The following is an 18544-nucleotide window of genomic DNA, read 5'->3' as shown; positions in this document are numbered from 1 at the left end:
AGAAAGATGACAGAGCTCACACACTGCCCGCCACTTCCCTTCTCATTATCGGAGTCCGTCATTTTATTGTAGGCAACGAAAGATCGATTACGCCCAGCACTATTGCCTGACAAATGACTTCAGCGGCCATATTTAGTCTATCGTCTATGTGCTTTGGCTTTTTTGACGAGACAGCCATTTCAGCAAAACCGAAAACAGAACATCGGGATCGACTGGCTTCGAAATGAAGTCATCCATACCTGCGTCTACGCATCGAATTTTGTCCTCAGCGAAGGCATTTGCGGTCATTGCCAGAATCGGCAGAGTCTCGTGATTTTGGATTTGGCGAATATTCGTTGCCGCTACAAGGCCATCCATTTGGGGCATCTGCATGTCCATCAGCACGAGGGCATACTTATGTTGGCGTACAAGATTTACCGCTACCAAGCCGTTTTCTGCAACATCAACGGACATACCGACTTCCTCAAGAAGCTCAACAGCAATTTCACGGTTGATCGGTTCATCCTCGGCTAAAAGGATTCTTGTTCCAGTAAAATTTTCCCGCAGCATTTCTGCGGACAAATTAAAGTTTGGATTGACCATTGGCGCCTTGCTCGGATTTCCTTTTGGCATTCGTACGGAAAACCAGAAAGTGCTGCCTTCGTTGGCTACGCTGCTGAATCCGGCAAAACCGCCCATTAATTCGGCCAGTCGTTTTGTGATAGTTAAGCCGAGACCAGTGCCACCGAACTCACGAGTCGTCGAATTGTCAGCCTGCTCGAATGCAGAAAACAATTTGCATTGGGCTTCAGGGGCTATGCCTAAGCCAGTATCCTCAACTTCGAATCTAAGCAATATGCTCTTAGGAAGTTCTTCAAGCACACGCGAGCGGATTATTACGCAGCCTCGCTCTGTAAATTTTATTGCATTAGTCACGTAATTAATCAGGCACTGGCGGATACGAGTCGGGTCCCCAAGGACATTGGCAGACAGTGCAGTTGTTTCTATTTTTAGTTCCAGTTGCTTGGCTTGTGCCCGGTCACTCATTAAGGACACGACGTCCGCCAGAAGTCCTCCCACATGAATTGGAATTACCTCCAGAGAGAGCTTCCCTGCCTCAATTTTCGATAGATCAAGAATGTCGTTGATGATCGACATAAGGTGCTGGCCTGCAGCGTCAATCTTTGACAGCCGATCACTTTGTTTTTCGGTAAGTCCCTCACGTTTGAGTAAGTGAACCATGCCGGTAATAGCGTTTAACGGCGTCCGAATCTCATGGCTCATGTTAGCCAAAAAGGCACTCTTGGCTATATTTGCGGCTTCCGCACCATCGGCCTTTTCCGCCAGTTGGGCATTCAGATGTTCGATTTGCCGGGTTCGGTCAGCAACCATTTGTTCTAGTTGAAGACGGTAATTCTCTAACTCCAGGGCATTACGTTTCTTTTCTGTAATATCTTCCTTGATGGCTAGGAAATGTGTGATCGTTCCATCTGCTTGACGAATCGGCGAAAAAATTTCGTACTCAATAAATATCTCGCCATTTTTGCGCTGGTTAATCAGCTCACCTTGCCATGATTCACCACGTTTCAGTGCTGCCCAGAGCGATTTGTAAACTGTTTCTGGCGTTTGACCGGATTGGAGAATCCGGGGGTTTCGTCCCTTCACTTCATCAAATGAATACCCGGATACATGAGTAAAAGCTTTATTGACATACTCTATTTCCATATTCGTATTGGTAATCACAATCGAGTTTGGGCTCTGTTCGACAGCTAGCGAAAGCTTTCTCAATTTTTCTTCAACTTCGCGTTGCGTACTTATGTCGTACCACGCGACCACACACCGTATTTCCTGAGAGGGATCCAGAACAGGGCGGACCCAGTACTCAACTGGAATGGCTGCACCATCCTTTCGCCAAAAAACCTCGTCAACTATGTGGCGACCTTCTGGTGAAACCAATGGGGGATATGCCGGACAGTTGGCAACGGGATATGGCGATCCATCTGAGTGCGAATGGTGGATCAAATAATGCAATTCCTGCCCGAGGAGTTCCTCCTCATTCGTATATCCGAGCATTTCGATGCACGCTTGATTGACGAAAATGCAGTTGCCTTTATCGTCAGTGCCATAGATTCCTTCCGCCATCGAATCAAGGATCAGTCGGAATCGTTGTTGGCTTTGGGCGAGCTCATTGATGTAGTCGGAGAGCTTTCGATTGGCGCTACTAATATTCTTAAGATATAGCCATCCGCCATAAATGCAGTAGATCAAAAGTCCGCCAGCGACGCTGAGTAATAGAAACAACCAGTTCCGATCTATTTCTAGGCGATTCCAATCACGAAGAACGTACGGTAGATAGACAGTGACACCCTCACGAAAAAGTAGCCGTGTTTCCATTATTAGCGGTATGCCACTTTCATTCATCCGAGTTAAGCGGGGGAAATTGGCATCGCCCCAACTGGTGATCGAAATCGGGGCTAATTCTTTACGCTGATATAGCTGAAGGCTCTCTTCCTGGCTCAGGCGACTACCGCTATATGTTGATAGAGTACGATATAGAAGATCAGCGTCTGGAGATAGTATAACTACCCCGTTGGTGTCCGTCAGAAACGCTCCCGTTCCGAATAATCGTGCACTCAGGTCAGGAATGTTGACCTTTGCAACAACAACACCGAGTACATGACCATCCACAACAACAGGATGGGAATAGTACAACCCGGGAATGCGAGATGTTTTTCCAATGGCATATTGGCGCCCTGGGTTGCCCAGAAGCGCACTCTGAAAATAGGCACGTTCCCGATAGTTTGCGCCGACAAAACTGTCTGGGCTGCCCGCGTTGCTCGCAGCTACCGTATCACCTTCTCGATTCATCACCCAAACGACATCGGCCTTATGCGTTCTTGCAACCGCTTGAAGGTAAGCTGTGAGCTGTTTGATGAGCGCGCCCCTTGAGCGAGCTTTTTCCGAATTTCCACTCTCGGTGACGCTAGGCCTCGTCTTTCCTGGATCACCTAAGGCAAGGTGAACTGCCATACTCATGGACAACGTTTCGGGAACTCCCTGAAGGAGATCGAAATTGTCTTGAAGATTTTCGGCTATAAAATTGATTTCTTGATTGGCACGACTTGCCTCTTCCTGATACATCTCCTTGGCCATCTGATTTGCATAATAGGATGCGCAACTCCACGCCAGGACAGCCCAAATTAATAATAAAAATATCAACCTTCGTGCATGTACCTTGGGTACGTAATATGAATGGCGCTTCGAGAGCACGGCAACTACGGTTCCGATGAGAATGGCCAGTGTTGTCAGTGAGAGAGCCGCAGCTAGAAGCGAAGGGCTCAAATTTGATTCAGGGATTGTTACGTCGTTGTCACGTATAAAATAAGCCGCAGCCATTGCTGTGTAGTGCATTCCGGAGATCGCCAGCCCCAGTACGGTTGACGCTGCAATGTTGTGCCAACGAGGGGCAATTGCCGTTCTGGCAAGAGAAAATTTCACCCATAAGGCCGTCACCGCAAGAAAGAATGCGATCACCAAAGAAGCTATAAATAAGCTCCGATCGTATCGGACTAACCCATTCAATTGCATCGCTGCCATTCCGGCGTAATGCATGGTGCCGACCCCCATTGCCATTAGTAGACCACCCAATAGCAATGTAAGCGGCCTAATTTGTTTTTTGGCAATGAGCGACAGGGCCAAGGTGCAGGCGAGAACCGCTGGAATGATCGATAGCAGGGTCAACCACGGGGAATAACCGACACTACAGGGGAGACTAAACGCCAACATGCCGACGAAATGCATCGTCCAGATACCGAGCCCCATGGTCAGACCACCCGAGGCAATCCAGAGGTAGCGATAGTTGCGTTCGTTGATTCCCCGTACGAGATCTGCCACCTGCAGTGCTGCAAACGAGGCAAAGATGGCAATGGCCAGCGAGAAGGTAACCAATACCGGGCTGTATTCGCCCATATAGAGCAAGTTCCCTGGAGGGGGGGAACTAATAAACTCAAACATTTCCTGACCTGCTAGATTCGGAGATCATGTCAGTTTCTGTTTCAATAAAAGCCGAGTCAGATGGCTTATGCACCTTGTGCATGCCTCTATTCAATCCCTCGCATTAGAGTTGAATTATATACCCTTGGCGGAGTTGGATTGGCCAGAATCCTGCTGCAAGTTCGCTATCAAATGACCAATTGAGTCCTCCTGCAATACGGTTATTGAATCGGTTCGATGACGCGCCGAAGGCCATTTTGAATTGTCTGATATTTTTGGTGTATGCTTATTTGCAAATGTTAAATACAACAATTGCATGATTCTTCCATGACGCGTGGCTCACTTACTCAGCGTTCCCCGGTCCGGCAATGGCTGGTTTCTGCAGTTGCGTTGTTGGTCCTTGGTGCCGCTATTGCCTTAAACCTATATCAAGAGCGGCAGCGCACACTAAGTCGTGAACAGGTGAAATTGGCGACCCAGGCCCAGGTCGTTCAAGTGAACATCGGCCAAAACCTGATTTCAGTAAATAACGTCTTGCGGGCACTAGCCAAGGAGTTGTCCACAGGCAAGGTTGAAAGCAACCTCAATCAGCGACTGCAAATTCTTAGTGATGCCATGCCTGCCATGCGGACCATCCTTTTGGTGGACACCGACGGAATAATTCGCGCCGCTAATCGGGGTGAGGTTATTGGCAAGGATGTTAGTGACCGCGCTTATTTTCAGGAACCGAAACGCCATCTTGAGTCGGACACTCTGTACGTTTCACCGCCATTTCGTACGGTACTTGGCACATTCACGATTAATGTTGCGCGGGTTATCACTGGGTCTGATGGTAGGTTTCTCGGTGTAATTTCTGCGGCGCTTGATCCGGCATACTTTGGTCCTCTGCTGGAGTCCGTGCGCTATTCCCCTGATATGTGGGTTGCAATCGCCCATGATGCGGGAGACGTCTTCATGATGCTTCCTGCTCGAGAGGGGGTGGTGGGCAAAAACCTATTACAACCGGAAACGTTCTTTTCGCAACATCAGTTAAGCGGGCAAGCGATCAGCGCTCATCAAGGGATAGCCTTCATTACCAATCAACAACAGTTGCTGATTTGGGCCACTGTTAAGGCAGACGGCCTCAGGTTGGATCACCCACTTTTCGTTGCTGTTGCCCGCGACAGGGACGAAATTTTTGTCGGGTGGCGACGTGATGCCCAAATTCAGGTCAGCCTTTACGGCATTCTCTTATTAACCCTGTTGATCGCGCTTGCCCGATTTCACCGCAAACAGCGCGAATTTGAATCTAGGGAAGCAGCGAGCGCTCGGGCATTGCAAGAGAAGGTTCAAGAACTGGATATGATTCTCGACAACTCCTCAGTCGGAATTGCCTTCCTCAAGAACCGACGTATTGTTTGGGTTAACAAGCGGATGCTTGAACTATTTGGCTACACGCAGGAAGATCTTTTAACCCAGTCTACGACTGCCGGACTCTACCCGTCACCTGAGGACTATGCCGATTTTGGTCGTCGTGCCTATGTCGAACTGTCCGCCGGGAAGTGTTTTGCAGACGAATTAAAGATGAGGCGCCACGATGGTAGTCAAGTGTGGATGCGCATTTCTGGTCAGGCAACACCGAAAGATTATGCCTCTGGTGACAGTATTTGGGTGCTTGAGGATATTTCCGTGCGCAAGAGGCAAGAGTCGGAGCTGGAAACCTATCGCTCCAGTCTTGAAAGCCTCGTTCAGGAACGAACCAAGGCTCTGACACAAACTGAAGCGCGAGCATCCCATATTTTGAATTCGAGTGCAGACGGCTTGTACGGGGTTGATAAAGATGGATTGATTACATTCATCAATCCGGCTGCCTGTGCGATGCTTGGCTACACTCCTGAGCAAGCCATCGGCCGCTCATGCCACGAACTATTCCATCACAGAAAATCCAATGGTGAGATCTATCTCGCGGAGGCCTGCCCAGCCTTGGCTGCATTGGAAAAAGGTCATACTGTCCGAGTTTCCGATGAGGTCTATTGGCACGCGGATGGTCATGCAGTTCCTATCATGTACAGTGTTCACCCGATGATTCAAGATGGTCAGATCATCGGATCGGTTACCAGTTTTATTGATGTCACCCAGCAGCGCGCTGCCGCTGAGGCCCGGGAGCTGGCAATAGCGGCAGCAGAGCATTTGGCACGCATGCGCAGTGAGTTTTTATCAAACATCAGTCATGAACTTCGTACGCCGCTCAATGGCATCGTTGGCTATGCCGACATTGGCTTCAGAAATTACCAAAATCCAGAAAAAGCCCGCGACTGTTTTGAGAAGCTCATTCAATCTGGGGAACGCTTACGCGGGGTGGTGACGGACGTTCTCGATTTTTCCGACATTGACTCTGGAAAACTTGTTATCAATCCTGCGGAGTTCTCACTCAGCGATGTTGTGAGTCATGTGACTGAAGCTGTTCGGAGTCGTGCTGAAGCCAAGCATTTGGAACTCTCTAGCACGCTTGTTCCCGGCTTGCCGCCAGCCTGCCAAGGTGACCGATTACGGATTGAGCAAGTCCTTCTCAAACTCTTATCGAACGCAATCAAGTTCTCCGAGTCAGGACGGATCACCTTAACCGTATCGCTGGAAAATGAGAATTTGGTATTCGAAGTAAAAGATACCGGAATAGGTATCGAGGCTGAAAATCTGAACAACTTGTTTAATCCATTTCTTCAGTTAGATGGCTCGTCGACACGCAAGTTTGGTGGAACTGGACTGGGTTTGGCTATTAGCCAACGCCTGGTGGAGTTGATGGGAGGGAGTATTCGAGTGAAAAGCCAGTGGGGTGAGGGCACAACCGTTACTGTTCGTTTGCCGCATATGCCGTCTGCTGCTCATTAACAGCTGACCTCCTACCGTTTTCAGTAGCAGTGGGCTTTAGAGTCACTCGCTACTCAATTTTGGGGAACATCGGCCGATTAGCAACTATCGGTCACCAAAGAAATAGATCAATGCACCCACAGTTAGACATAACGGCAGAACAAAAAGCGGGATAATTTCCCACATATCGGGTGCCATATAGGTTGATGGAATGGTCATGATTTTTTCGTACCGCAAATTCAATGATATGTGCCAAATGCCATGGATATAGATCTAGCCGCGTGGCGCTATCCGGTACCACCTATTCCATTTTCTGCCGACAGACTGAAATGTTTCATTTTTTGCATTCGCCATGACGCTTCAAGTGATTTCCCCATGCATCGCCATGGTTGACCTTCAGGATGCCTTAAGAATCTTTATGTAACCTTAAGGAATAAAATTTTTTGTACGTAACTGCGAATGCATAACACAAAATTCATCGTCAAACGATCACGTAAAGACCGGCGTTTTTTGGATGTCGGTCCTCCTAAAGGTGATGAACGAAGGACAACTCCTGAACGCCGGCACCCGCTCATTGTGTTTTCGGAATTTGACGACCATATTGAAATTGGCAGCTTGGCGGACTCGAAAACATCGAGGAGTTAGCGACCGGCCTTTAGTCGCATATCTCACAGGAGCGCAGCCTGTGAGATTCCAATTTGCAATGAGCTGCATACCTAAAGCATGGCGCAGTTAGTTTGGTTCGTTTGTCTATTGAGTGCCAGCAAAAATGACATTAGGCATATGTATGTGCTGTATCAATTTATCAACCGTCTCCCGACCGGCTGAGCTACTTGCCAAATTTGAATAGTTAAAAAATCGCAGATCCCTGCTGACTGTTGGCAACTAGGCGATCAAATCGACACACTACATAGCCGCAGATCGACCATCATCGATTGGCGAAAGTGCATCACGCTTGTGTGGCAACGATAAGGGGAAGTGTTTCAAGGCCGACTCACACCCTTGGTGATCACTTCTAAGACAATACCGGCTTACAATGTTCCGATAACTCGTCGGCGGGAGAATTGGCATGAATGGTCACGATACACCCCCAAGCCTTCCAGCAAACGACATCGCTGCGTTGCATACATCCTACAGAGAATTTATCGACAAAATTCCTGCCATGATGCACTCCATCAATGCGTCAGGGGAACTTATAGCAGTTAGCCAAAAGTGGCTGGATGTGTTGGGTTACAGTCGACACGAAGTCATTGGACGAAAGTCATCAGAGTTTCTGACTGCGGAATCTTGCCGCTATGCAGTTGAAAAGATTCTTCCAGAGTTTTTCCGAACCGGAAAATGCACGGATATCCCGTATCAATTTGTGGCAAAGGATGGTCGAATCCTTGATGTGTTGTTGTCAGCAAATTGCGAGCGGAATGAGCATGGTGAAGTTCTGCGAAGTATTTCTGTCATGCAGGATGTTTCCGACCTCCAAAAAGCGAAGAAACAGATAGAAGTCTCCAAAGACTACGCAGAAAACCTTTTGCGTACAGCAAATGTTATGGTCGTTGAGCTGGACACCTATGGGCATCTTCGACGAATGAATCCGATGGCCGAACAAGTAACAGGCTACACGCTTCAGGAAGTTATCGATTGCAACTGGTTTGAGATTCTTGTCCCTAAGGATCGCTATCCCCAAGTGTGGAAAGAGTTCGAACGACTTGTGCACTCCAAGGGATGCAGTGAATTTGAAAATCCCATCTTAACGAAACTAGGTACCGAACGGCAGATTAGCTGGCGCAACAGCCAGTTGATGGAGGACGGAAAAGTCATAGGCTCTCTGAGCCTAGGCATCGACGTCACCGAACAACGCAAATTGGAGCGCCGTCTCAAATTGAGTGAATGGGCGCTCAAACAGGCACAGAGCGTTGCCCATATAGGCAGTTGGATTCTTGATCACGAGACCAAGGATCTGATCTGGTCAGATGAAGTATTCCAAATACTGGAAATTGATCGCGATCAGGTGGGTGCCTCCAAAGATGCGTTCCTGGCACGGCTACATCCAGATGACCATGACGAGGTCAAAAAGGCGTACCGACAATCTTTGATCTACAACCGTCCCTACGAAATTCGGCATCGCCTACTGCTACCTGACGGTACGGTCAAATACGTTCATCAGCGTTCAGAAGCGATCACTGACAGTTCAGGCTTGCGCACTCGTTCCCTAGGTACCATTCAGGACGTAACGCTCAACGTTCTTCAGGAACTCGCCTATCAGGAAAGTGAAGAGCGTTTCCGAACGGTTGCTGACTACACTTATGATTGGGAATATTGGGAAGGTAACGACCGCGAGGTTTTGTATATCAGCCCTTCCTGTCTGAGGGTAACCGGATATTCGCAAGCGGAATTCATCTCTGACCGATCGTTGGCAGATCGAATCATACATCCTGAGGATCGGCCTCTTTTTCAAAAGCATTTGGAGTCAATTCGAACGCAGGAAGGAAGCCAACTCAGCTTTCGAATTATTCGCAAGGATGGCGAAGTGCGTTGGGTCGCACATGGATGCAGAGCGGTGATTTCCAGCAACGGGAATCGTCGCGGCCGACGCGTTAGCAATCGCGACATCACGGATCTCAAAAATGCTGAAGAACTGGCCAACAAGCTGGCCCATTTTGACACCCTTACTGGACTGCCTAACCGTCGTATGCTTCATGATCGGTTACAACGTTCACTATCACAAGCGAAGCGGCATCAGCGATCTTTGGCTGTGATGTTCATTGATCTCGATCGTTTCAAACAGATTAACGACACGCTCGGGCACGACGTAGGGGATGAACTCTTGATAGAAGTTGGGAGGCGTTTAAGTAGCTGTGTCCGTCAATGCGACACAGTCTCGCGAGCAGGTGGAGATGAATTTATTATTGTGCTGCCGGAGATTGCTCTACCTCAAGATGCATGCGTGGTTGCCGAAAAAATTTTAGCCGCGCTACACCAGCCAATGCGGCTTGGTCATCATGATTTTCAGGCTTCCGCAAGTATCGGCATTGCGGTTCGTTCAGCCAATGACGAGGATACCGCCACTGAGTTGATGAAAAATGCAGATATCGCCATGTATCAAGCAAAACAGCGTGGACGCGATGGCTATTGCCTTTTTAAGACTTCAATGGCCGATAAGGTTGGAATGTAGCAGCGCTCGCTTTTGCGGTGGTTAGATACTAAATTGGGATAGTATTTGATAGCCAATTTTGGGTGCGTAGCTTTACCTACTGGTTGGCTATGCCGCGATCATTTGGGTGTTATACCCGGCGTTTCGACTTCCTGTAGCGGATATGCATCGGCGACGCACGCTCTGCCATCCAATGTCTCAGAATGGCAATGGCCGGTCTGTACTCAGAACAGGCCATTTTTCGTTGAGGGCACCACCGGCTGCTCTGGCCGAGTTGCAGCCTTTGAGCATACTCACTCTATGTTTTGAAGCACACCCATTCATCCAATGGGGCGCGCTCGGTCCGTAGTGCATTTTCGGGTGCTTCTGGATTCGCATATCCAAGCGACATGCCACAGACGAATGTTTGAGTCTCGGGAATTCCGAGTTCTTCTTCGATGATGCGATGGAATTGAACAAAGGCTGCCTGAGGACATGTGTCCAGACCACGCGCTTTAGCAGCCAGCATGACGTTCTGAACGAACATCCCATAATCGAGCCAGCTGCCTTTCTCCATGATGGTGTCGACTGTAAATATCAGACCGACTGGAGCGTCAAAGAAATTAAAGTTTCTGGCGTGTTGCTGGTGCATTCGTGCGGAATCACCCTTTTGGATATCCAGGAGCTTGTACAGGTCAAAGCCAACTTTGCGGCGGCGCTCGATGTACGGTGATGCCCATTTGCTTGGATAGTAAGGATAACTCTCCGAATGGGTAGCTGCTTCTTCCGGATCATCAAAAGCCGCGACAATTCGCTCACTAAGTTTGGTTTTGCTTTCTCCCGTCAGAACCCAAACCTTCCAAGGTTGGATGTTGGTTCCAGATGGTGCTCGAGATGCAATGGCCAGAATTTCCTCGATGACTTTCTTGGGGACCTCAGTTGGCAAATAAGCTCGGCACGAATAGCGGCTCTTCATTACTTCATCAACGGCGGCTTGAATCGGCGTTTTCATTGGTTCTGTTCTCTGTAATGCAGGTTGGGCAGGGTTGGATTGTGAACGGCCACGTTTGAATACGGCTTCAACGCATCCGGATTTGATGGTCAATTTACTCATTCAAGTCAGCCACAATGTGCGAATCTAATTTAGCTTATCGGAAATCTGGCTCTCGACTACTCGCGCTGGATGATCCCGCAGGGCTAGCAAAAAGGCCGCATACGCGGCCCTTGTTGTTTAGTTTTGAACAACTCAGGTTGCAAGTTGCCCCAGCGCCCCTCCTGCAGCCAAAAACTCCACTACCCACTTTGGTTGGCGACCTCTGCCCGTCCAAGCCAAAGAGCTATCCTGTGGATGGCGATATTTGACCGGAACAACTTTTACCACTTTGCGCACCTTCTCACTTGCCTCATTTAGCAACTCATCGAGGGAATAGCCACTCTTTGCTGCCAAGGCTTCAAGCTCTTGCCGAATACGGGCTTTCTCTTGCTTTTCCCGCCGGTTGATCTCCGCAGGGATTTTCTCAAGAAGAGATTTCAGCTCAGACACGGAAAGATTAGAGATGTCCATTTTGTTCCTATCGTTAATCAAGATTTACTTGAGGGCATTAAAGCCTAAGACTACCAGAACCACTATACGGAATTTAGACCGATCTAGCGAACCGTGTCCTCAATCGATCCAAGCCTTGGCAAATGCTTTCTGAAAGCCTCGTCTCATCGGCATCACTCGGCGTGATTTCAGCAGCCCATTCGCAGAAAGAAGCCATCAAGGCAGCCTTATCCGATGATAATTTTGAGTCAGCCAATCCAGACTCAATGATGGGAATTAACGTGGCTGCGGCACGTAACCGGTTCAACTCCGGTGTGGATGGGGGCAGGAATTTAGACATTCGAAAAGTCTATCAATGCCCAAACTCCTGCCCTTTGCGTTATATCAATCCCGCCTAACGCCCAAGCATATTCCTAGCGACTATTTCCAGGTGTTAACGCACAACCACCAGAGCAGGCGCAGCGGGGCGAAGAAACCATAGACTCCTTCGCGGCATGCATCCCAGAAAGTTGCCCCCAGAGTTGCACCTGACCGGACAAACCGTGGATTAAGTCGCTCCCACTCGTCTCGACAGCGCGTCCTGAATGGCGCGCGACTCAACGCACACCTCCCGTCCAGACCTGCTCACGCCGCTCGGCGTAGTGATTGGGCGACCATCCCGATTCGCTACAGACCCGATCAGCCGCTGCCAGAATGGTGGCCTCGATAATCCGCGGCTCCCGGATACCCAACCATCCGGCACCACGCGTTGCCGTCAAGGCATGAATCAAGGCAAGGTATTGCCCATCTGGAACAATCACTGCGTCCCTGCCCCGAGCAACTGCCAACCACTCCAATACGGTGTGACGGGCCCCGACCAATTGGCCCCGCTCGGAATAGGCATAGCCAGTACGATCCGGACTAAGCCTAAAATCATCTGCCTTTCCAGCATCGTGCAACAGGGCTGCGGCGATAACGACAGATGTCGAGACATCCGTCAGACCATTCGCGAGCATCAGAGCAGTTTCAGCGGTTTCAACGGCGTGACTAAGATTGGCATTTGGCACAGGCGGGTAGCAACTCAATGCAGCAGGCCCGGTCAAGAAGCGTTCGAACCGACCTCCATCCCACAACACAGCAGTAACCAGATGCTGAAGCGGGCGAGTGAGCTGGCTCCACAAGTTACTGGCACGCTTTACCAAGGCACGATCATGAACCCAATTGGCAGGCACCGCATCGAACGGATTAACGTTCGGCAGCGGCTTGTCGAGCAGGTCCAGCCGCTGGATCTTGGTCACACGATCCGAAGTGACTGAATGCTCGATGCCACGCATGGTGACATAGCAGCCACGCTTCAGGCGACTATCAACCTGCGCAGACTGCCAGGTAACCTCACGGGCACCCTGTTCGTGATACAACGTTGCGATGTTGGTGACACCACGGCCCCCTTTGCCGGGCAGGCGGGTAATACTCGTGAGTCGGTAATAGGCAGCTGTCTCGGAGGAGGATTGAGCAACAGCGTGGGAGAGAGGAATAGATGCGGTCATACTTCAAACTCCTTCCGAAACGGGATCTACAACAATCTGCGCCTGACCTTCACCCAGCGAGGCCGTCAGCATGCGTTCAAACGCCGATCCGTCGCGCCGAGTTAGATTGGGTACATAGCGCGAATAGACGCGGAACAACATTTCCGTGGTGCTGTGTCCTAGCTGCCGGGCGATCCACTCCGGATTCTCCCCTGCTCCCATCCACAGCGTGGCGGCTGTATGCCGGCACTGATATGGCCGACGTACCTTGAGCCCAAGATGACGCAACAGAGGCTTCCAGACCCGGTTATTGACGTTCTTGTAGTCAAGCGTCAATCCATCCCGATTGCAGAAGACAAACTCCGAGCGCTTGCCAGTACCTTTATGTTGTTCCTTCAACGCGTCGAAGACCAATTGCGACATCTGGATCTCACGCTGAGAGGAATCGGTCTTGGTGTAGGTCTCTTCACCATCAACCACGGTTTCACGAACGAGAATCAGGCGGCGCTCAAAATCGATGTATTTCCACTTGAGGCCATGAACTTCACCCGTACGCATCCCGGTGAAAAAACGCACCGTGAAGTAATTCTTGAAGTCCGGGCGTACGGTATTGATGATCGACTTCACTTCGTCCAGCGAGAAGGGTTCGACATCGCTCCGCTTCACGCGAAGTTGTTTGATGTTCTGGAACGGCGTGCGAAAATTAAAGCGGTCGGCGGCTTCGCAGATGATTTGCCGTAGCGGATCGAGGATTTTATTGATTCGTGGATTCGACAGCGTAGTGTTCTTGTTCCGTGCCGGAGCTTTGGCGAGGTCTGCACGGAAAGCAAGAATGTCAGCCTTAGTGATGACGCCGACCTCCATATCCCCAAATCGGGGATTCAGACGCTTATTGATGTCATCGCGGATCGTCTTCTTATGGGACGTCCGCCACTCCACGGCTTTCTCGGAATACCAAACCTCGGCGAAGTCTTTGAACAAAGGCGTGCTGCCGACATCCGAATGACCCATGTTCAATACGGCTTGCGCTACGACCGTAGCAGAGGGCTCGGGAAGGTCAAATTTCGCGGCATTCTTGCTGTTGGGGAAAAATTCGCGGTAGTTGAACTCCCCGATCGAAATCTTTTCTTCGATTTTTTCAGCAAGCTTAGAAAGACGCTTCCGATTGGTTGCGCTATCAGCCAAGAGTGTTTGTTCGCGACAACGGATGCTTTGATATCGGAAATCAAGAAATAGCATCCCGTTATCTTTACGCGCTCGGATACTAGCCATGGCAGACACCTCCATTGGCCATAGGAATGGCAAAGGGCTGCTTCACCATAGAGGACATATCGTGTTCGATCTGTTCCCAGATATACAGAATCTTCCTACCGCCAAAAGGGCGGATGTAGTGAACACCCTCGAGCAGCACGCTGTCTTTGAGGCGCTCCCGAATGGTCCGCGAGTCATATTTGATGATTGAGGACAGTTCGTCAGTCGTAAGATAGGTAAGTGACATTTCAATCTCCGTGAATTAACATAGGTCAGGATTAAGTTTTTCCGTCTTAAACATCAAATCTTCATCCTGAATGACATTCTAGCCGAAGTAACACCCTCGTCAAGAACTATTTGTCATCCTGGATGATATTTTTATATCAGGGGTAAACTTTGATTAAGTGCCACTTGTCCAGACTCATGGGAGAGCACAAGTTAAAAGTCGTCGATGTCGCACGGCTAACAGGGCTTCATCGCAACACAATTACCTTGCTCTACAATGAAACGGCTACGCGAGTAGATATAGAAACCGTCGACAAACTTTGCATACTCTTCAACTGCAGCGTGGGTGAGTTGTTTGAGTTTGTTGAAAACTCATAGCCAGTGCCGGGCACGGGCAGCAGTATTCAGATTTCAGGCCAAGGTGGACGAACCCGAAAAACATGGGCACTGGTTGGGCTCAGAATGGGCACAATCTGGGCACGCGCCAAAATCGAGCTACTGGAATTCGACTGGCGAAAAAACAAAAAACCCACGTAATCTTTTGAATTACGTGGGTTTTCTTCTCTGCAGTGTTGTGGTCGGAGTGACAGGATTCGAACTTGCGACCCCTGCGTCCCGAACGCAGTGCTCTACCAGGCTGAGCTACACTCCGACATGAGAAAGAAACCTAATGATTTCTCTCAACTGCAAAGAGCGTCAATTGTAGCAGAGCTTTTTTGAAATTTGAATCCCCCAGGCACTGAATTGATGCTCTAGCCAGTTCGGCCTCTTGCCCAGCACGCGCCCGAGCGTGATCCAGAGCCCCACTATTCCTGATGGCGTCGAGCACAGCCGGGAAGTCGTCACGCCCGCCTTCTTCAATGGCTTTGCGTACGCAGGCTGCCTGCTCGGCCGTTCCGTGCTGCATGACGTAGATCAGTGGCAGGGTCGGCTTGCCCTCGGCGAGATCGTCGCCGATATGCTTGCCGGTATCGGCCTCCTGACCGGAATAATCAAGAACGTCGTCAATCAACTGAAAGGCGGTCCCCAGATGCATGCCGTAATTGGTCAGCGCCGTTTCTTCTTCCTGTGAGGCTTGACCAAGGATCGCACCCAACTGGGCGGCTGCCTCGAATAGCTTGGCCGTCTTGTAGTGAATCACCTGCATGTAACGCGCCTCGTCGACATCCGCGTCGTGGCAGTTCATCAATTGCAGGACTTCACCTTCGGCGATGATATTCGTCGCGTCAGATAGCACGCGCATGACGCGCATGTTGTCGACCATGACCATCATCTGGAAGGCGCGGGAATAAAGAAAATCTCCGACCAGGACGCTGGCGGCATTGCCGAACATGGCATTCGCTGTTTCGTTTCCTCGCCGCAAGGCTGACTCATCAACCACATCGTCGTGCAACAGGGTGGCCGTATGGATAAATTCAATCACCGCCGCCATCTCGTGGTGCCGCGTTCCCTCATAACCGAGGGCTCCAGCAGCCAGCAAGACCAGGGCCGGGCGCATACGCTTGCCACCGCTGCCTATGATGTATTCGGCCACCTGCCTGACCAGCACCACATCAGAATGCAGGCGATCGCGAATGACCGCGTCGACGGCCTTCATGTCGGGCCCGATAAGGGCGTAGAGCTGTTCCAGAGTCACGTCACGTAATTCCTTGAAGAAGCGCGGAATCTTAGGTGGCGAAGGTGCCCCAGTCAACACCGATCAGGTAACGATGGCCGCAGTTTCCCGCGCCGTTTTGTTAAACTCCCCGAAACTATTAGTAATTAGGGAGTCGGCATGGACATACGTTCGATCATTGCACCAACGATCCATGATCGCGTATCACTGGAAGAGTTTGCCGAGGCGCTGACTGATCGTGCCCCCGAGGTGGAATACGACGTCGCCCGCCTGCGAAAATTGCCGGGCGACCGGGAAATTACCGCCAGTCTCTTTCGTGCCGTCCATAACATCAAGGGCGATGCGGCCCTGTGCAAATTTGAACTGGGCGTAGCCATCGCGCATCCTATCGAGACCCTGCTCGGACGCTTCCGGGAAGGTGAAATCCTGTTCTCGGCAGTGCTGGCTGAAATGATCCTGCTGGCCGTCGACAGGCTGGAGCTGGCTACTGAGGCCTTGCTAGCCAACAAGTCGCTGGACAACCTTGAACTGGGCAAGCTGGTGCTAGGCCTGGAAGCCATCGCACCAGAGCCGGCCCATCATATCGATGCGGCATGCGCGGACCTGATTGAGGCGGTCACCGGGTTCCCTCCCGTCATCCCCGATATTTCAGGGAAAACCCCTCGCCCCTCTTCATCAGGGGCAGACCACAAGAATGCCGCCAGTGACCTGCAATTTTTCCGCTCGCTGGCGCTGCAGTTCGAAAGCCGTTCCCCACTCTTCAAAGGACGCACCATGCGCATTCTTCGCCTGGCGCTTGAGACCAACAAGGCGGGGAAGGATGCCGTGGATGCGGTGCAACTTGAAGCTGCGGTCTATCTGCATGACCTCGGAATGATGCTGTTGCCGGAGTCTATCTGGTTGAAGATCGGCAAGATGAGTCCGCAAGAAAAACTCACCCTGGAAAACCATCCCGGCTTCGCCGCCGGACTTTTGCAGCGGATGCCGGGCTGGGAGGAGGCCGCGAAAATGATCGCGCAGCATCATGAAATGCCAGATGGCGGCGGCTATCCAAACCGACTCCACCATGCCGACATTTGTAGCGGCGCAAAAATACTGGCCATTGTCGATGCTTTCGAGGCGGTCATGCTGAAGCACATCCACCGCGGAAAGAATCGTTCGGTATTGCGCGCTGTCGCCGAAATCAATGCCTGCGACAACCAGTTCTCTCCTGACTGGATTGAACCATTCAATGCCGTAATCCGTAAAACGGTCGAAAATTGATTTCTGTCGACAGGGAACGTCGTTTTGGAGGCGTCAGCCGTCTTTATGGCGCCGAGGGGGCGGAACGACTGCGTCAGGCCCATGTCTGCGTGGTTGGCATCGGCGGGGTCGGTTCGTGGAGTGCAGAGGCGCTGGCCCGCACGGGCGTAGGCCAGATTACCGTGGTCGATCTCGACATGGTGGCCGAATCCAACACCAATCGTCAGATTCACGCCCTCGGTGATCTCTATGGAAAAGCCAAGGTTGACGCAATTGCTGATCGGATCCGGGCCATCAATCCCGAGTGCGAAGTCACCTGCATCGAGGATTTCGTCACGCCAGACAATGTGGGCAACATCATCGGCAACCAGTATTCAGTAGTCATCGATGCCATTGACCAGGTTCGTGCCAAGGCTGCGATGATCGCTTTCTGCCGCCGAATAAAGACCCCGATCATCGTTGGCGGTGCCGCCGGCGGCCAAATCGACCCGACCCAGGTAGCCGTCGCCGATCTCAGTCAGACCGTGCAGGACCCCCTGCTGGCAAAGGTTCGCTCGCTCCTTCGGCGAGAGCACGGATTTCCGCGTGACACAAAGAAAAAATTTACCGTTACTGCGGTGTTTTCTACCGAACAACTGCGCTATCCGTCAAAAGACAACGCCTGCGATGTCGGCCAAGGCCCGTCCGGTCTCAACTGCGCCGGATTCGGCTCGTCCGTCTGCGTCACATCCGTTTTTGGCATGGTTGCCGCTGCACAAGCGATTAAGCAGATTATCCGGACTTAAACCAGCAGCAGATCACCACCGCAGAGCCACCAATGGATCGGGGCAAGCGATTTTTTCTTCTAAAAGCACAAAGCCCCTCACCGGAAATCCGGGAGGGGCTTTGCTAATGGGAGTCTGGCGTTGACCTACTTTCGCGAGCGGAAGCTCACTATCATTGGCGCGTTTCTGTTTCACGGTCCTGTTCGGGAAGGGAAGGGGTGGTACCAGAAGGCTATTGACGCCAGACGTAACTTGTATGCATGCCGGTTTTGATGTCGTCATGCGCAAAATGGGGAAGGTTGTTTTGTTGTGACTGCGGATATGAGTTACATGCAGTGTATTACAAGGTTATAGGATCAAGCCACACGGGCAATTAGTATCAGTTAGCTTAACGCATTACTGCGCTTCCACACCTGACCTATCAACGTCGTGGTCTTCGACGACCCTTTAGGG

General features: G+C 50.9%; 13 protein-coding genes, 1 tRNA gene and 2 rRNA genes (1 of these 16 only partly in view). 6 read left to right on the top strand and 10 right to left on the bottom strand.

Annotation, left to right across the window (positions count from 1 at the left end):
• Window positions 1-144: 144 nt before the first annotated feature.
• Window positions 145-3948 (bottom strand): MHYT domain-containing protein, encoded by a 3804-nt coding sequence (locus tag HYN24_RS02925; RefSeq protein ID WP_162888576.1) that lies wholly within the window; start codon window positions 3946-3948, stop codon window positions 145-147.
• Window positions 3949-4299: 351 nt separating this feature from the next.
• Between HYN24_RS02925 and HYN24_RS02920 the strand changes: the two genes are divergently transcribed.
• On the top strand, window positions 4300-6840 hold the full coding sequence (locus HYN24_RS02920) for an ATP-binding protein (protein WP_117607882.1): 2541 nt from the start codon (window positions 4300-4302) through the stop codon (window positions 6838-6840).
• Window positions 6841-7888: 1048 nt separating this feature from the next.
• Complete coding sequence (locus tag HYN24_RS02915) at window positions 7889-9988, top strand: bifunctional diguanylate cyclase/phosphodiesterase (RefSeq protein WP_117607881.1); 2100 nt, start codon at window positions 7889-7891, stop codon at window positions 9986-9988.
• A 277-nt stretch (window positions 9989-10265) separates the two neighbouring features.
• Here the strand turns inward: HYN24_RS02915 and HYN24_RS02910 are convergent, their stop codons facing one another.
• Window positions 10266-11060 (bottom strand): nitroreductase, encoded by a 795-nt coding sequence (locus HYN24_RS02910; RefSeq protein ID WP_371413224.1) that lies wholly within the window; start codon window positions 11058-11060, stop codon window positions 10266-10268.
• A gap of 132 nt (window positions 11061-11192) precedes the next feature.
• Window positions 11193-11510 carry an H-NS family nucleoid-associated regulatory protein gene (locus tag HYN24_RS02905; RefSeq protein WP_117607879.1) on the bottom strand — a complete coding sequence of 106 codons (318 nt, stop codon included), beginning with the start codon at window positions 11508-11510 and terminating at the stop codon, window positions 11193-11195.
• Window positions 11511-11632: 122 nt separating this feature from the next.
• On the opposite strand from HYN24_RS02905, the gene HYN24_RS15750 reads away from it, so the two are divergent.
• A complete protein-coding gene (locus HYN24_RS15750; RefSeq protein ID WP_162888575.1) occupies window positions 11633-11887 on the top strand; it encodes a hypothetical protein in 255 nt (84 codons plus the stop codon).
• A gap of 198 nt (window positions 11888-12085) precedes the next feature.
• Here HYN24_RS15750 and HYN24_RS02900 read toward each other — a convergent pair whose 3' ends face one another.
• From HYN24_RS02900 to HYN24_RS02890, 3 genes are read right to left on the bottom strand one after another with little or no spacing between them, the layout of a single operon-like run.
• Window positions 12086-13015: an HD domain-containing protein gene (locus tag HYN24_RS02900; protein WP_117607878.1), complete on the bottom strand. Its 930-nt coding sequence runs from the start codon at window positions 13013-13015 to the stop codon at window positions 12086-12088.
• Between the two features lie 3 nt (window positions 13016-13018).
• Window positions 13019-14266, bottom strand: coding sequence for a tyrosine-type recombinase/integrase (locus HYN24_RS02895; RefSeq protein ID WP_117607877.1), 1248 nt, complete (start codon window positions 14264-14266; stop codon window positions 13019-13021).
• Window positions 14259-14492 (bottom strand): hypothetical protein, encoded by a 234-nt coding sequence (locus HYN24_RS02890; RefSeq protein WP_117607876.1) that lies wholly within the window; start codon window positions 14490-14492, stop codon window positions 14259-14261. Before HYN24_RS02890 ends, HYN24_RS02895 begins: the two co-directional genes overlap by 8 nt.
• 149 nt (window positions 14493-14641) lie before the next feature.
• Between HYN24_RS02890 and HYN24_RS02885 the strand changes: the two genes are divergently transcribed.
• Window positions 14642-14848, top strand: a complete 207-nt coding sequence (locus HYN24_RS02885; RefSeq protein WP_117607875.1) for a helix-turn-helix transcriptional regulator — start codon at window positions 14642-14644, stop codon at window positions 14846-14848.
• Between the two features lie 197 nt (window positions 14849-15045).
• On the opposite strand, the gene HYN24_RS02880 is transcribed toward HYN24_RS02885, so the two are convergent.
• Window positions 15046-15122: transfer RNA gene (locus HYN24_RS02880), tRNA-Pro, on the bottom strand.
• A gap of 15 nt (window positions 15123-15137) precedes the next feature.
• Window positions 15138-16106: an octaprenyl diphosphate synthase gene (gene ispB, locus HYN24_RS02875; RefSeq protein ID WP_117607874.1), complete on the bottom strand. Its 969-nt coding sequence runs from the start codon at window positions 16104-16106 to the stop codon at window positions 15138-15140.
• A 138-nt stretch (window positions 16107-16244) separates the two neighbouring features.
• Between ispB and HYN24_RS02870 the strand changes: the two genes are divergently transcribed.
• Entirely contained in the window at window positions 16245-17348 is a 1104-nt protein-coding gene (locus HYN24_RS02870) for an HD domain-containing phosphohydrolase (protein ID WP_117607873.1), read from the top strand.
• The gene (gene tcdA, locus HYN24_RS02865; protein ID WP_117610175.1) at window positions 17348-18112 is read left to right on the top strand and encodes a tRNA cyclic N6-threonylcarbamoyladenosine(37) synthase TcdA; all 765 of its coding nucleotides are present in this window, start codon (window positions 17348-17350) and stop codon (window positions 18110-18112) included. Before HYN24_RS02870 ends, tcdA begins: the two co-directional genes overlap by 1 nt.
• 112 nt (window positions 18113-18224) lie before the next feature.
• Here tcdA and rrf read toward each other — a convergent pair.
• Together rrf and HYN24_RS02855 are read right to left on the bottom strand one after the other, a co-directional pair.
• Window positions 18225-18337, bottom strand: a 5S ribosomal RNA gene (gene rrf, locus HYN24_RS02860).
• A gap of 106 nt (window positions 18338-18443) precedes the next feature.
• Window positions 18444-18544, bottom strand: a 23S ribosomal RNA gene (locus HYN24_RS02855); it runs 2781 nt beyond the window's last position.

Origin of the sequence: Dechloromonas sp. HYN0024, from assembly GCF_003441615.1 — a bacterium.
In the GTDB taxonomy this organism is placed as follows: Bacteria; Pseudomonadota; Gammaproteobacteria; order Burkholderiales; family Rhodocyclaceae; genus Azonexus.
Note: the sequence above shows the minus strand (reverse complement) of the source record. Positions and strands in the feature narration are given on the sequence as shown.

Excerpts from the sequence above, each read along its gene's own strand:
- HYN24_RS02895 (WP_117607877.1), bottom strand. The coding sequence starts at position 14,266 with ATGGCTAGTATCCGAGCGCGTAAAGATAACGGGATGCTATTTCTTGAT.
- HYN24_RS02905 (WP_117607879.1), bottom strand. The coding sequence starts at position 11,510 with ATGGACATCTCTAATCTTTCCGTGTCTGAGCTGAAATCTCTTCTTGAG.
- HYN24_RS02890 (WP_117607876.1), bottom strand. The coding sequence starts at position 14,492 with ATGTCACTTACCTATCTTACGACTGACGAACTGTCCTCAATCATCAAA.
- HYN24_RS02925 (WP_162888576.1), bottom strand. The coding sequence starts at position 3,948 with ATGGGCGAATACAGCCCGGTATTGGTTACCTTCTCGCTGGCCATTGCC.
- HYN24_RS02910 (WP_371413224.1), bottom strand. The coding sequence starts at position 11,060 with ATGAGTAAATTGACCATCAAATCCGGATGCGTTGAAGCCGTATTCAAA.
- HYN24_RS15750 (WP_162888575.1), top strand. The coding sequence starts at position 11,633 with ATGCTTTCTGAAAGCCTCGTCTCATCGGCATCACTCGGCGTGATTTCA.
- HYN24_RS02900 (WP_117607878.1), bottom strand. The coding sequence starts at position 13,015 with ATGACCGCATCTATTCCTCTCTCCCACGCTGTTGCTCAATCCTCCTCC.
- HYN24_RS02920 (WP_117607882.1), top strand. The coding sequence starts at position 4,300 with ATGACGCGTGGCTCACTTACTCAGCGTTCCCCGGTCCGGCAATGGCTG.
- HYN24_RS02870 (WP_117607873.1), top strand. The coding sequence starts at position 16,245 with ATGGACATACGTTCGATCATTGCACCAACGATCCATGATCGCGTATCA.
- HYN24_RS02915 (WP_117607881.1), top strand. The coding sequence starts at position 7,889 with ATGAATGGTCACGATACACCCCCAAGCCTTCCAGCAAACGACATCGCT.